Source organism: Paraburkholderia sp. RL18-085-BIA-A (assembly GCF_046027075.1).
Taxonomy (GTDB): domain Bacteria; phylum Pseudomonadota; class Gammaproteobacteria; order Burkholderiales; family Burkholderiaceae; genus Paraburkholderia.
On the sequence record NZ_JARESU010000002.1, the window covers coordinates 122,498 to 136,753 of the forward strand.

At 64.3% G+C, this 14,256-nt stretch carries 12 protein-coding genes and 1 tRNA gene; 2 read left to right on the forward strand and 11 right to left on the reverse strand.

Translation table 11 applies throughout. From position 1 onward, the window contains the following. Positions 1 to 7 precede the first annotated feature (7 nt). Positions 8 to 2,338, forward strand: coding sequence for a penicillin-binding protein 2 (gene mrdA, locus P0D89_RS01965; protein WP_408356562.1), 2,331 nt, complete (start codon positions 8 to 10; stop codon positions 2,336 to 2,338). A 10-nt stretch (positions 2,339 to 2,348) separates the two neighbouring features. Next, positions 2,349 to 3,497 carry a rod shape-determining protein RodA gene (rodA, locus tag P0D89_RS01970; protein ID WP_408356560.1) on the forward strand — a complete coding sequence of 383 codons (1,149 nt, stop codon included), beginning with the start codon at positions 2,349 to 2,351 and terminating at the stop codon, positions 3,495 to 3,497. A gap of 99 nt (positions 3,498 to 3,596) precedes the next feature. On the opposite strand, the gene P0D89_RS01975 is transcribed toward rodA, so the two are convergent. From P0D89_RS01975 to htpX, 11 genes are all read right to left on the reverse strand, one after another. Beyond that, complete coding sequence (locus P0D89_RS01975; protein WP_408356558.1) at positions 3,597 to 4,310, reverse strand: tetratricopeptide repeat protein; 714 nt, start codon at positions 4,308 to 4,310, stop codon at positions 3,597 to 3,599. Then, positions 4,307 to 5,089: an HpcH/HpaI aldolase family protein gene (locus P0D89_RS01980; RefSeq protein WP_408356556.1), complete on the reverse strand. Its 783-nt coding sequence runs from the start codon at positions 5,087 to 5,089 to the stop codon at positions 4,307 to 4,309. The genes P0D89_RS01975 and P0D89_RS01980 overlap by 4 nt, the downstream gene beginning before the upstream one ends. Before the next feature lie 286 nt (positions 5,090 to 5,375). Further along, entirely contained in the window at positions 5,376 to 5,819 is a 444-nt protein-coding gene (queD, locus tag P0D89_RS01985) for a 6-carboxytetrahydropterin synthase QueD (RefSeq protein WP_408356758.1), read from the reverse strand. A 9-nt stretch (positions 5,820 to 5,828) separates the two neighbouring features. Beyond that, a complete protein-coding gene (gene queE, locus P0D89_RS01990) occupies positions 5,829 to 6,461 on the reverse strand; it encodes a 7-carboxy-7-deazaguanine synthase (protein WP_408356756.1) in 633 nt (210 codons plus the stop codon). Positions 6,462 to 6,537: 76 nt separating this feature from the next. After that, positions 6,538 to 7,269, reverse strand: a complete 732-nt coding sequence (gene queC / locus P0D89_RS01995; protein ID WP_408356554.1) for a 7-cyano-7-deazaguanine synthase QueC — start codon at positions 7,267 to 7,269, stop codon at positions 6,538 to 6,540. A 403-nt stretch (positions 7,270 to 7,672) separates the two neighbouring features. Next, a tRNA-Phe gene (locus P0D89_RS02000) sits at positions 7,673 to 7,748 on the reverse strand. Between the two features lie 128 nt (positions 7,749 to 7,876). Continuing rightward, on the reverse strand, positions 7,877 to 8,566 hold the full coding sequence (gene esaR / locus P0D89_RS02005) for a response regulator transcription factor EsaR (RefSeq protein WP_149670163.1): 690 nt from the start codon (positions 8,564 to 8,566) through the stop codon (positions 7,877 to 7,879). Next, positions 8,567 to 10,984: a sensor histidine kinase gene (locus P0D89_RS02010; RefSeq protein WP_408356551.1), complete on the reverse strand. Its 2,418-nt coding sequence runs from the start codon at positions 10,982 to 10,984 to the stop codon at positions 8,567 to 8,569. It abuts the gene before it with no gap. Then, on the reverse strand, positions 10,974 to 11,573 hold the full coding sequence (locus P0D89_RS02015; RefSeq protein WP_408356549.1) for a DUF4390 domain-containing protein: 600 nt from the start codon (positions 11,571 to 11,573) through the stop codon (positions 10,974 to 10,976). Before P0D89_RS02015 ends, P0D89_RS02010 begins: the two co-directional genes overlap by 11 nt. Further along, a complete protein-coding gene (gene rsmB, locus P0D89_RS02020; RefSeq protein WP_408356547.1) occupies positions 11,570 to 13,009 on the reverse strand; it encodes a 16S rRNA (cytosine(967)-C(5))-methyltransferase RsmB in 1,440 nt (479 codons plus the stop codon). Before rsmB ends, P0D89_RS02015 begins: the two co-directional genes overlap by 4 nt. A 342-nt stretch (positions 13,010 to 13,351) precedes the next feature. Further along, on the reverse strand, positions 13,352 to 14,209 hold the full coding sequence (gene htpX / locus P0D89_RS02025) for a zinc metalloprotease HtpX (protein ID WP_408356545.1): 858 nt from the start codon (positions 14,207 to 14,209) through the stop codon (positions 13,352 to 13,354). Positions 14,210 to 14,256: the final 47 nt, after the last annotated feature.

Here is a 14,256-nt window from a genome sequence, read left to right on the forward strand (position 1 = left end):
GAATCGCATGACCGAATTCAAGGACACTCAGCAACAGCTCTCGAAATTCCGCCTGCGCGTCGCGGCGGCGGGCCTGTTCGTGTTCGTCTGCTTCGGGCTGATCGGCTTCCGCTTCCTGTTCCTGCAGGTCTGGCACTACAGCAAGTACTCGCTGCAGGCCGATGAGAACCGCATCTCCGTCGCGCCGATCGTGCCGAACCGCGGCATCATCACCGACCGCAACGGCGTGGTGCTCGCGAAGAACTACTCGGCCTACACGCTCGAACTCACGCCGTCGAAGCTGAACGACTCGCTCGAAAACGTGATCGACAATCTGGCCACCGTCGTGTCGATCGACGCGCGCGACCGCCGCCGCTTCAAGAAGCTGCAGGAAGACTCGAAGAACTTCGAAAGTCTGCCGATCCGCACCCGCCTGACCGACGACGAAGTCGCGCGCTTCACCGCGCAGCGCTTCCGCTTCCCCGGCGTCGAAGTGCGCGCGCGGCTGTTCCGCCAGTACCCGCTCGGGCCGACCGCGGCGCACGTGATCGGCTACATCGGCCGGATTTCGCAGCGCGACCAGGAGCGCATCGACGACGCCAGCGACCAGAACGACAGCGATCCGGACCACTACGATCCGCGTCTGGACGCGAACAACTACAAAGGCACCGACTACATCGGCAAGATCGGTGTCGAGCAGAGCTACGAAACCGAACTGCACGGCCAGACCGGTTTCGAGGAAGTGGAGGTGACGGCCGGCGGCCGGCCGGTGCGCACGCTGTCGCGCACCCAGGCGACGCCCGGCAACAACCTCGTGCTGTCGCTCGATATCGGTCTGCAGCAAGTCGCCGAGCAGGCGTTCGCCGGCCGCCGCGGCGCGCTGGTCGCGATCGAGCCGTCGACCGGCGATGTGCTCGCGTTCGTGTCGGCGCCGAGCTTCGATCCGAATTCCTTCGTCGACGGCATCGATCAGCAGACCTGGGACGAGCTGAACAACTCGCCGGACCATCCGCTGCTGAACCGGCCGCTGCACGGCACTTATCCACCGGGCTCGACCTACAAGCCGTTCATGGCGCTCGCCGCGCTGACGCTGCATAAGCGCACGCCGGGATGGGGCTTCCAGGATCCGGGTTCGTACACGTTCGGCGGCCACACGTTCCGCAACGACGTGCGCTCGGGCCAGGGCTGGGTCGATATGAACCGAGCGATTGTGGTGTCGAACGACACGTATTTCTACATGCTCGCGCACGATCTCGGCGTCAACAACATCGCCAACTTCATGAAGCCGTGGGGCTTCGGCCAGATCACCGGGATCGACATCTCGGGCGAGGCGCGCGGGATCCTGCCGTCGACGGAATGGAAGCGCAAGGCGTATCACAAACCCGAGCAACAACGCTGGTATGAAGGCGAGACGATCAGCCTCGGCATCGGCCAGGGCTACAACTCGTTCACCATTCTCCAGCTTGCTCACGCCACCGCGACGCTCGCGAACAACGGCGTCGTGATGAAGCCGCACCTCGTGCGCGACATCGAGAACCCGATCAACAAGGAAACGCGCGCGGTCGTGCGCGATCCGAGCGACAAGATCGCAGTCAAGCAGTCGGACATCGACATCATCAAGCGCGCGATGGAAGGCGTCGTGACCAACGGTACGGCGTCCAAACTGTTCATCGGCGCGCAGTACCAGGCGGCCGGCAAGACCGGTACGGCACAGGTCTACTCGCTGCAGGGCGCGAACTACAAGGGTCACGCGGTCGCCGAGCATCTGCGCGACCACGCGCTCTTCATAGCGTTCGCGCCCGCCGAGCAGCCGAAGATAGCGCTTGCGTTGATCGTCGAAAACGGCGGCTGGGGCGCGGAGTCGGCGGGTCCGATCGCGCGCAAGGTGCTGGACTACTACCTCGTCGGCAAGAACAAGCCGGGCGCCCAGGCGGCCGCGGTCGCGGCCGCGGCATCGGCGACGCAGGACGCATCCGCGCCGCAAGTCGGCGACGCGCCGCCGCAGCAGGAAGTGGCGGAGCCGGTCAAGATCGCGGCGGGTTTCACCGCGTTGCCGATACCTGGCGCGGCTTCGGCGGCAGCAGCGGCTTCGGCGGCTGCCGCCGCTTCGGGTGCCTCGGCCGCGAATGCCGCATCCGCGCCTGCAGCAGCTTCGGCAGCGGTGGCGGTAGCTGCGTCGGCGCCGGTGCCGGCCTCCGCGTCCGCAGCCGCGAAAAAAACAGCGCCGCGTAAATCGGGCGTTCCGCATCAACCCCGCCCGGCCAGCGATTCCGCGCCGACCGCCGCAGCCCCGTCACGCGACAACGCCATTCAGACCACGTCGCCACGCCAGCCGGTCGCCGGCGGCATCGACGAATAAGGAGAAAGGCATGCAATTCGACAAGCGCGCCTGGCTCGACCGCATCAAGCAGATGTTCGCGGGCTTCGACCGTCCGCTCGCACTGATCGTATTTCTGCTGCTGTGCGTCGGCATCGTCACGCTGTACAGCGCGAGCCTGGACGTCCCCGGCCGCGTGGAAGACCAGTTGCGCAACATCCTGCTGACGTTCGTGCTGATGTGGGCGCTCGCCAATGTGCCACCCACCACGCTGATGCGCTTCGCGGTCCCGCTCTATACGTTCGGGATCGCGCTACTGGTCGCGGTCGCGATGTTCGGCCTCACGCGCAAGGGCGCGAAGCGCTGGATCAACGTCGGCGTGGTGATCCAGCCGTCGGAGATCCTGAAGATCGCCACGCCGCTAATGCTCGCCTGGTACTACCAGCGCCGCGAAGGCGTGATGCGCTGGTACGACTATCTGGTCGGTCTGTTGATCCTCGCGGTGCCCGTTGGTCTGATCGCCAAGCAGCCCGACCTGGGGACGGCCGTGCTGGTGTTCGCGGCCGGCCTCTTCGTGATTTACTTCGCGGGTCTGAGTTTCAAGCTGATCGTGCCGGTGCTGATTGCGGGCGTGATCGCGGTCGCCTCGATCGCGGCGTTCCAGGACAAGATCTGTCAGCCCGAGGTGCAATGGCCGCTGATGCACGACTATCAGAAGCACCGCATCTGCACGCTGCTCGATCCGACCTCCGATCCGCTCGGCAAGGGTTTCCACACCATTCAGGCGGTGATTGCGATCGGCTCCGGCGGCCCGCTCGGCAAGGGCTGGCTGAAGGGCACGCAGGCGCATCTGGAGTTCATCCCCGAGAAGCATACCGACTTCATCTTCGCGGTGTTTGCCGAGGAGTTCGGGCTCGCCGGCGGGGTCGTGCTGCTCACGCTCTACATGCTGCTGATCGCGCGCGGACTATACATCGCGGCCAACGGCGCGACACTGTTCGGGCGCCTGCTGGCCGGATCGCTGACGATGGCGTTCTTCACCTACGCGTTCGTCAATATCGGCATGGTGAGCGGGATCTTGCCGGTGGTCGGCGTGCCGTTGCCGTTCATGAGCTACGGCGGCACTGCGCTGACCACGCTGGGGGTGGCGATCGGACTCATCATGAGTGTCGCGCGGCAGAAACGGCTCATGCAGAGTTAGCGCGACGCCGGTTGTCGGAGGTCGAGGCCGGCAGGCGCAGGCCTGAACGAAGAATCCAAATGCACAAGGGGCGCACCGTCAGGAGCGCCCCTTTTTTGTTTACTGCGGTTTCACTTCCTTCTGATCCCGCAACTGCGCGCTGAGCTGTTGATACTTCAGCCGCGCCGCCGGGTCGCCCTGCGCCGCCGCGGCCGCGTAATAGGCGCGCGCCACGTTCAGATTCTTGTCGACGCCGTCGCCGCCGCGCTCGTAGAAAGAGCCGGTCACGTATTGCGCGGTCATGTCGCCGCCCTGCGCCGCCTTCTTGTACCAGACGAACGCCTGCTGGTTGTCGCGCTCCGTGCCGCGTCCGTCGAGGAACTGGTTGGCGAGCGCCAGCTCCGCCTGCACATGGCCTTGTTGCGCGGCCTTCAGGAACCAGCGGTGCGCCTCGACCGGATCGCGCCCGACGAACTCGCCGTCGTCGTACATCTTGCCGTAGACGTATTGCGCATGCGACATGTTGGCGTCGGCGGCCTTGCGCAGCCATTTCTTGCCTTCGTCGACATTGACCGCGGTGCCCTCACCGTTGAGCAGCATCATCGCGTAGTTGAACTCGGCGAGCCGGCTGCCACGCTCGGCGGCCTTGCGGAATTCGGCAAGTGCCGCGCTCATGTTGCCGGCGTTGTAGTCGGCCACCGCGGTTTGCGTCTCTGGATCGTTCGACTTCGCCGGCCGGTCCTGCGCATAGGCCGCCAGATTCATCGCGCCGCTCGACAGCAACACTGCCGTGACCGCCGCGCGCATGACGACACGTTGCACCTTCCCCTTCATGACCTGACCTCCTGCAACGCCTGGCGAGTCGCGCGCAACATCCACATGACGTCGGCGGCCAGCGCGATGAAACGAAAACCGGCATCGCGATGCTGCTTCGCACTCGCGACATCCATGGCGAAAATGCCGGCCGCGATGTCGGCCTTGCCGGCGGCGCTGACGATGCGCGCCATCGCCGCCTGCACGTCGGCATGCTTCGAATCGCCGAGATGACCGAGGCTCGCGGCCAGATCGGCCGGTCCGACAAACACGCAATCGACACCCGGCGTCGCCGCGATCTGCTCGACCTCCCGCAAGCCGCGGGCCGACTCGATCTGCACGATGGTCGCGATCTGCGCGTTGGCCGTCTGCACGTAATCGCGCCGCATGCCGTAGCCCGACGCGCGCACCACGCCGGCGACGCCGCGCTGGCCGTCGAGCGCTTCAGCGGTCGGATATTGCGTGAGACGCACGGCGTGGGCGGCGTCGTCGGCGGATTCGATGTTCGGGAACATCAGCGTACGCGCGCCGGCATCCAGCACGCGCTTGACGAGCCACGCCTCGCTGGCGGGCACGCGCACCACCGGCTCGCTCGGCAGATGCGCAGCGGCGATCGCGCGCAGTTGCGACGCGACGTCGCCGCTATCGTTCGGCGCGTGCTCCATGTCGATCAGCAGCCAGTCAAAACCGGCGTGCGCGAGCGCTTCGGCCGCGGCATCGCTGCCGAGCGACAGCCACAGTCCGAACAGCGGATCGGTTTCGGTCAGACGTTGCTTGAGAGGATTGGTGAAGGTGCTCATCGCCGCGCTCCTTGAAGGTGGTGGCGATGGTGATGGTGATGGCAATCGTGATCGGACAGATCGTCTGGCACGCTGGAAAGCGCGCTGGCCTCGTGGCCGCGGCAAAGGTTCGGGCAAAGATCGAGGCTCAGGCCGTGTCGGCCTGGATGCCTGCTGCGACGCAATGCGGTGACCGGCATGTCTCGCTCCGTATGGTTATCGGAGCGATCATACCGTGGACAATAACGCGAGGGTTGTGCCGTCCGCCGAGGCGATTTCCTTGCGGCGCGGGCGGCCGTCAGAGGGTTTAGTCGCGGACCACGTCGGCCCAGCAGTTCGGCGTCTCGTATAGACGCACCTTGTGGAGGCGCAGATTCACGCCGTAGTGCGCGTCGTACACGCCCGCGAGAATGTCGAATGCGACAGCGGCAAGATTTTCCACTGTCGGGATGCGGTCGAGCACGACCGTCTTGTGACCAGCCATGCTTTCCAGAAAGCCGCGCACTTGCGTGTCGCCTTCGTAGACGAGGAACGCGTGATCCCACTTGTCGACCAGATGCTCGACCGCGAGCGACTTCACGTCGGCGAAGTCCATCACCATGCCGCGATCGGGCGCGCCTTCGGTGTCGACCAGATCGCCTTGCAGCGTGATTTCGAGCACATAGCGATGGCCGTGCAGATTACGGCACTGGCTGCGGTGATCGGGAATGCGGTGGCCCGCGTCGAATTCGAGTTTTCGTGTAATCGTCAGCACGGCAAATCAGGGAATGTTCAGATACTTGTGGGTCTGCATCGACAGGCGCCATTGCGGATGGCGTTTGCACCAGTCAATCGCGAGCTTGGTGTTGATGTCGCGCGACGGGCCGTCCATCGGCTGGACGAGGAAATACTCGAAGTCGAGCTTCGCATACTCGGACAAGCGCTGGTTGTCCTGCGGAATCACGACCTTCAGTTCGTTGCCTTTGGTGACGACGAGCGGCGCGTCGGCCTTCGGGCTCACGCAGATCCAGTCGATCGTGTCGAGCACCGGCAGCGAGCCATTGGTTTCGATCGCGATCTCGAAGCTCGCGGCATGCAGCGCATCGACCAGCGGCTGGTCGATCTGCAACATAGGCTCGCCGCCCGTGCAGACTACGAAGCGCTCGCCCTCGCCTTGCGGCCACAGCGATGCGATCATTGCCACGAGACCTTCAGCGGTGCGGTACTTGCCGCCGTTCTCGCCATCGGTGCCGACGAAGTCGGTATCGCAGAAACGGCACACCGCGTCGGCACGATCTTCTTCGCGACCCGACCACAGATTGCAGCCGGCGAACCGGCAAAACACGGCCGGACGCCCGGCATTCGCGCCCTCGCCTTGCAACGTGTAGAAGATTTCCTTGACCGCGTAAGTCATGCTGCTTTCTGCCTCGTGTTCCTGAATGTTCCTGAAGATGATCGCCTGATGCGCGCAGGTGCCGCGGCGCCCGCCGTCAGCCCGGCTCGGTGACTTTTTCGCCGGCCAGATAGGCTTCATAGCCGCGCTTGCGCAAGCTGCATGCCGGGCATTCACCACAGCCGAAGCCCCATGCATGCAATTCCGCGCGCTCGCCGACGTAGCAGGTATGCGTCTCGACGCGCACCAGTTCGACCAGTTCGTCGCCACCCAACTCGTGCGCGAGACGCCACGTGTCGGCCTTGTCTAGCCACATCAGCGGCGTCTCGAGCAGCAGACGCGTGTCCATGCCAAGATTCAGCGCGACCTGCAACGCTTTCATCGTGTCGTCGCGGCAATCGGGGTAGCCCGAAAAATCCGTCTCGCACATTCCGCCGACCAACACCTGCAAACCACGCCGATAGGCGATCGCCGCCGCGATGGTCATGAACATCAGGTTGCGGCCCGGCACGAACGTGTTCGGCAAACCGTTGGCCGTGGCTTCGATCTCGATCTCGCGCGTCATCGCGGTATCGCTGATCGCGCCGAGTACCGACAGGTCGATCATGTGATCGTCACCGAGGCGGCCGGCCCACGCCGGAATCGCGCGCGTGACGGCCTGGCGAAACCCTTCGCGGCATTCGAGTTCGACGCGGTGCCGCTGACCGTAATCGAAGCCGAGCGTTTCGACCGTTTCATAACGATCGAGCGCCCAGGCAAGGCACGTGGCGGAATCCTGGCCGCCGGAAAACAGCACGAGAGCGCTACGCTTGGCGTCTTTGCGGATCACCGTGAAACTCCGTGAATGAAGAGTGCCGCGTCGCACTGCGCGAGGTGCGCCATGCAAGCAACGCGGCGCGACGCGTGCCGGCATTGCTGCCGGCCCAAGGCAGTATAGGCCGCGCCTTCCGCATGCAGAGTCGCTGGGCGCTTATACCGTTAATCGTCGGGCGAGGGGTTCGGTGCGGGTGGCGGCCTTTGCCGCGCGACACCCTGGCGCGAATCAGGTGACATGCTCAGATGACGCCCATCGCGCAAGTCCTTGAACTGGCGCGATTTTATCACGCGAGGCCGAACGCCGCCGAACGCGTCCCGCTGTCTGCCTGCGCGCTCGCTGAAGCAACGAATACCCGTCAGTACCCGTTAGAAAAGGAAAAGCCCCAGGAATCTTGCGATTTCCTGGGGCTGAATCCTGGTGGCCTGGGACGGAATCGAACCATCGACACGCGGATTTTCAATCCGCTGCTCTACCAACTGAGCTACCGGGCCAACGAAGAACGAAATAATATCAAAGGGTCAGCAGCTGGGCAAGCCCCTCCGCGAAAAAAGTTATCGAGCCAGGGTGAGCGCATAGGACGTGCAGCGCGGAGCCCGCGCTCGCACGGACATCGTCGCGCTCACTCCCCTTTGTTCTTACCCAGATCGACACCGAGTTGCTTGAGCTTGCGATACAGATGCGTGCGCTCCAGCCCGGTCTTCTCCGCGACGCGCGTCATGCTGCCGTTCTCGCGCGCGAGGTGATATTCGAAGTACGCGCGCTCGAACGCGTCGCGCGCATCACGCAGCGGAATGTCGAACGAGATCGATGCCGTTTGCGCAGCCAGTGCGCCGCTGCCCATGCCATCGGTCGACAGCATCGGCAACGCGGCAGCCGAGGCCACCGCCGATGCGCTTACCGGCAACACCGGCTTGGCCGCCGCACCGCCCGGCACACCCGCCGAGTTGCCGCGCGCGAGACCCTGCTCGACAGCCTTCAGCAGCTTCTGCAACGCAATCGGTTTCTCAAGGAAATTGAGCGCACCGATCTTGGTGGCTTCAACCGCCGTGTCGATGGTCGCGTGGCCGGACATCATGATCACCGGCATGGTCAATTGCCCTTGCGCGGCCCACTCCTTGAGCAAGGTCACGCCGTCGGTGTCGGGCATCCAGATGTCGAGCAGCACGAGGTCCGGTGCCTGACGCAAGCGGAACTCGCGCGCCTCCTGCGCATTTTCAGCGGCCTCCACGACATGCCCCTCGTCGCTCAGGATCTCCGAGAGCAATTCCCGGATGCCCATTTCATCATCTACCACCAGGATGGTTGCCATTTACGCTGCCCTTGTCTGCACTGTTGCTTTTGTCTTTCCTTGCGACGCACTACCGCCGTGCGCCGGTCGCGGCCCTGCACCAGGTGCCGCGGCATCGTCCGCCAGTTGAAGGAAGAGGATCGAAATCTGCGCGCCCTCGATCACGTCGCCCGCTTTCATACGATTGCGAATGTCGATGCGCGCGCCATGTTCGTCGACGATCTTCTTGACCATCGCAAGACCCAAGCCCGTACCTTTGGCTTTGGTCGTTACATAAGGTTCGAATGCGCGTGTGAGGATACGCGCGGGGAACCCGGGTCCGTTATCCGACACTGTCAGACGCACCGCGACGTGTACCTTGCCTTCCGCGTCGGGGTCTCCGTATTCTACTGTCCTCGTCTCGAGCAACACACGCGGATGCTCGACCTCGGCAACCGCATCCTGCGCGTTCTGCAGCAGGTTGTGAATCACCTGACGCAATTGCGTCGCGTCGCCGCGAATCGCCGGCAACTCGGCAAGCTCCACCTGGATCGCGCCTTTACCTTCTTCGATACCGTACAGCGTGAGCACCTCGCTGACGAGATCGTTCAGTTGCAGATGCGCGAGCACGGCCGGCGGCGTGCGCGCGTAGTCGCGGAAATTGTCGACCATCTGCTTCATTGCGGCGACCTGGTTCACGATCGTGGTCGCGCCGCGCTTCAATACGTCGGCGTCGGATGGCGCGAGCTTGTCGGCGAGCTTCATTTGCAGACGTTCGGCGGAGAGCTGGATCGGCGTGAGCGGGTTCTTGATCTCGTGCGCGAGACGCCGCGCGACTTCGCCCCAGGCAATCGAACGCTGCGCGGAGATCACGTCGGAAATATCGTCGAACACGACGACGTAGCCGGAAGTCTGCATGTCTTCCGCGTCGCGGTCCGTCGCCGAAACGAGCCGCGCGCCGCGCACGAGCAACGTGAGCGGTTCGGTTTCGCCCGGCACCTGAATCGAGAACTGCTGCTGCCAGTGGCCGCGATCGTCGTGACCGTCGCCGCTCGCCGCCTCGCGATCGGCAAACGCCTTGCGGACCATGCCGCCGAATTCGCTCAGCGCGCCGATCTGATCGAGCGACGAGGCGAGCACGGTCTGGAACGGCTGACGGAAAATGCGCTCGGCGCCGCGATTCGCAGTGGTGAGCCTGAACTGCCGGTCGAACACGAACACGCCGGCGGTCAGATTCGCGAGGATGCTTTCCAGATACGCCTTCGAATGTTCGAGCGCGATGCGGTTGTTCTCGACCGCCGCGCGCGCTTCGGACAACTGCCGCGTCATCGCGTTGAACGACTGAGTGAGAAAGCCCAGTTCGTCGCGCGATTTGATTTCGCGCTTCGGCGTGTAGTCGCCTTCGGTAATTTCCTTGGTGCCTTGCGCGAGGAGGAACAGCGGCCGCGCCAGCTGATTGCCGAGCGCGAGCGCCAGCATCATCGCGATGAAGGTGGCGAGGAACAGCGCGAGCGTCAGCGTGCCGATGTACATCTTGCGCAAACCGGTACGCCCAAGCGCCTTCTCCTGATACTCGCGATAAGCGCGCTGCACCGCGTCTGCATTACGCGCGAGCGAGGGCGACACCGGCTGCGTGAGTTGCAGGAAGCGTTCGGTGGGTTGCAGCAGCGCCGCGTTCGAATCCGGAATGCGCTGCACGACCCGCAGGCGCAGCGCACCCTTGCCGCCGTGCGCGTGCGGATCGCCGTCCACTTCGCCTTCGATCGCCGCATAGCCGCGGCCACGCGCCTGATCGATCATCAGCGGCGTGGGCAAGTCGTTCGGCAAGAGCGTCGCGTAATTGCTGGACGCTTGCGCGACCACGTGCATTTCGGGTGTCGCGCCCGACATGCTGCGCGTCGGCTCGACGATGAGCGCGTCCTGCACGCCGAACTGATCGCGCAAACGCAACAGCGTGAGCGTGGTGCCGGCGGCATCCGCGCTGGCGATCTGCTCGGACATCAGGCGGCCCTTGGTCTGCAGATCGGACAGCGACGCGTCGAGCATGCCGCGCCCGAGATTCAGGCCGGACGTAAGCGCCGTTTCGACGTTCACGTCGAACCACGATTCGATACTGCGCGACACGAACTGATACGAGACCACGTAAATGATCCCGCCCGGCACCACGCCGACCAGCGCCATGAAGAACGCGAGTTTCGCCAATAGCCGCGTGCCGAACTTACCCTTGCGCAGCCGCGCGATGATGATGATGACGAGCGTCGCCACCACCAACAGGAAGATCATCGCGACTGCGACATTGGACGCGTACAGCCACTGGTAATAGCGGTCGAAGAATTCGGTATTGGCGCTGGCGGCGGCCAGCAGCACGAGCAGCAACACGGCCGTGACCGCGACCGTCGACACCAGCACGCGCACGACGATGCTGGTGACACTGGTGGTTGAGCGCACTTTATTTAGCACGTTCGGTCGCCGTGAAGGTAAAGCGCTTCCATTCGGAGGCGAGATTCCAGTCGCGGTTGTTCACCGCGTCGATCTGGAACGGCTTGGGCATCAGCGCGATGTCGAGCTGCATGCGCACCGACGCGTTGTAGGTCTCGCCGACCCGCACCTGGTTGCGGTCGATCACATGCCATGACGTGACGTGCTTGATCACCGCGAGCGCATCTTTGAGGGTAGTGAAACCAAGCTGCAAACCGCCCGACGACACACTCGACACGCGGTATTCACGTGTCAGCGGCTGAAACGACAGGCGGATGCTCTGCGACACGCTCACCGGCTGCTCGTCGAACCAGTACCAGCGCGGCCGGCTCAACTCGAAGTCGGTCGTGAAATAAAGCGGAATACCTTTGTTGACCGCATCTTCGAGGTTGCTGTTGAGTTCGAAATCGAAACGCGCGTCGAGACTCCAGCCGTTGTTGTCGGCCTGCAGCGACGCCCGCTGCACCGCGATCGAGTCAGCATGCGCCGCGCCCGGCGCCGCCAGCCATACGGCCAGCGCAATCCAGAGCACGGCAGCGAGCCGAAGCGGGAAAAAGCGTTTGATGGTCACCGTTTCTGAAAGCGCGCGTAGAAAAATCCGTCGTGGTCTGAGTTCGCACCGGCGCTGTCTTCAGCGGGTTGTCCGGCATGGGAACCGGCCGATGTATCGGCGGGCGCGCGAGCGACCGAAGGTAAAAGTTGCCCCGGCGCGTCCAATCGTACCGCATCCTGATACTTGTTTCCAAACCAGTGCGCCTGCAACTCGCCTTCTTCGGGAAAGATCGAACACGTAACGTAAAGCAACTCGCCGCCTGGTTTCAGGAGCGGCCAAAGCGCGTCGAGGATGCGACGTTGCTCGGCGACCAGCGCGGGAATGTCCGACGCGCGGCGCAGCCAGCGAATATCGGGATGACGGCGCACGATGCCCGACGCCGAACACGGGACGTCGGCGAGGATGCGGTCGAACGGCTGGTCGATGTCGTCGTGCCATTTCGCCGGCGCGCCCGCGTCGCCGATCCGGACTTCCGCCGCGAGCTGAAGCCGCTGCAGGTTTTCGCCGATGCGCCGCGCGCGCGACGCATCGCTTTCGAGCGCGACGAGCTGCAGATTGGCGAGTTCGAGCAGATGCCCGGTCTTGCCGCCGGGCGCCGCGCACGCGTCGAGCACGCGCATGCCGTCACGCACGCCGAGCAGTTGCGCGGCGAGTTGCGCGCCGGCGTCCTGCACCGAGACGACGCCGTCGTTGAAGCCGGGAATGCGGTCCACTGGCATCGGCGTGTCGAGCCTGACGGCGTAGTCGCCTGCTTTGCCCGCCGGAATGTGATGGTTTTGCAGCACTTGCAGGTAGGCGTCGACCGTCGAGCGGCGGGCGTTCACGCGTAACGTGAGCGGACCTTGCGTGTTGCCGGACGCTAGCACCGCTTGCCACGCGTCGGGCCATGCCCGTTTCACCGCGTCGATCCACCATGCCGGATAGTTCCAGCGCGCGACTTCGTCGGCTTGCGCGGCGTTCAGCAGCGTCTCGCGCTCCCGCAGGAAATTGCGCAGCACCGCATTGACGAGCCCCTTGGCGAACGCGAATTCGCGACGCGCGCCGATCGCGCTCACCGCCTGATCGACCACCGTGAACGGCGTGTACGCGGCGCTCGCTTCCTCGTCGACCAGCAGCGCGAGCGAGCAGGCGAGCACATGACCGACGTGCGGCGGCGGCGCCTTCTTCACCAGCTTCGAGATCAGCCATTCGGCGACGGCCAGACGCCGCATCGTGCGATACGCGATGTCTTGCACCGCGCCGCGCGCGGCGGCGGCGCTCCCTTCAGGCGCGGACACGAACACGGATTGCAGCGCGGCCGGCAAAGCCGCGCCGAGGCGCACGGCGCCGACAGCTTGCGCTGCGCAGTCGAGCGCAAAACCGAGCGATTCGGGCGCGAGATGCAGCGTCGACAAACGAGATTCGCGCGGACGCGCCATTGGGGAGGCAGAACGCGAAGAAGGCTTTGAAGTCATGAAAGAGGCAAAGGCAGGCCGCACGGTGCGCGCGACACAATCAGCGCACATTGTAGCGTGGCGCTGGGCGGGTGCCGCCGTGGGTGGCGGCGGGCAGGTGACGGCGCTGTGTGGGCGAATCGGCGGCCGGCACAACGCGGCCAGGACTGGCAACGGCGGATTGCCTGATGGCACAGGCCAGCGGCGTCGCCAGGTAAGAAGTCCGCAAGCCTCGTGGCCACCAGTCGAAGCTTTTTCTTGAAGTCAGCTGTCTTCGACAACGCTCGCACGCAATCCCGTTGCCGGAAATAAAAAGGCGGGCCCGCAGACCCGCCTTCATCACTCCACGCGCACCGCGCGGGCTTATTCGAAGCGCCCCGTGCGCGCCATTTCCATCAATCGCGCAATGCGTTCTTCAGTAGCCGGGTGCGTCGAGAACAGATTCGCGATGCCGCCGCCCGACAGCGGATTCATGATCATCATCTGCGCGGTAGCCGGATGCTGCTCGGCCACAGGAAACGGAATCCCGCTCGCGTAGCGATGGATCTTGTCGAGCGCCGAAGCGAGCGCTTGCGGATCGCCGGAAATCTGCGCGCCGCCACGATCGGCTTCGAATTCACGCGCACGCGAAATCGCCATCTGAATCAGCGCACCGGCGATCGGTGCCAACAACGCGACCGCAATGCTGGCGATCGGATTCGCCGGACGGCCGTTTTCGTCGCGGCCGCCAAAGAACATCGCGAAATTCGCCAACGCGGAAATGGCGCCGGCCATAGTGGCCGAAACGGTTGAGATCAGAATATCGCGGTGCTTCACGTGCGCCAGCTCGTGCGCCATTACCCCGCGCATTTCGCGCTCCGACAGCACACGAAGAATACCGGTTGTGGCAGCGACCGCCGCATGCTCCGGATTGCGCCCGGTGGCGAACGCGTTCGGCGCGTCTTCGTTGATCAGGTAGACGCGCGGCATCGGCAGATTCGCTCGCGTGGCGAGCTCCCGCACCATGCGGTAAAACTGCGGCGCGCTGTTTTCGTCGACTTCCTGCGCGTTGTACATGCGCAGCACCATCTTGTCCGAAAACCAGTACGAGAAGAAATTCATCCCAAGGGCGATCACGAGCGCGATCATCATGCCTCGCGACCCACCAATCATCCCGCCGATCACGATGAAAAGGGCCGTGATCGCGGCCATCAACATCGCGGTTTTGACCCAATTGAACATGTCTGCAACTCCTTGCCTTAAGCGCGGGCTTCATATCTGCGCCGCGC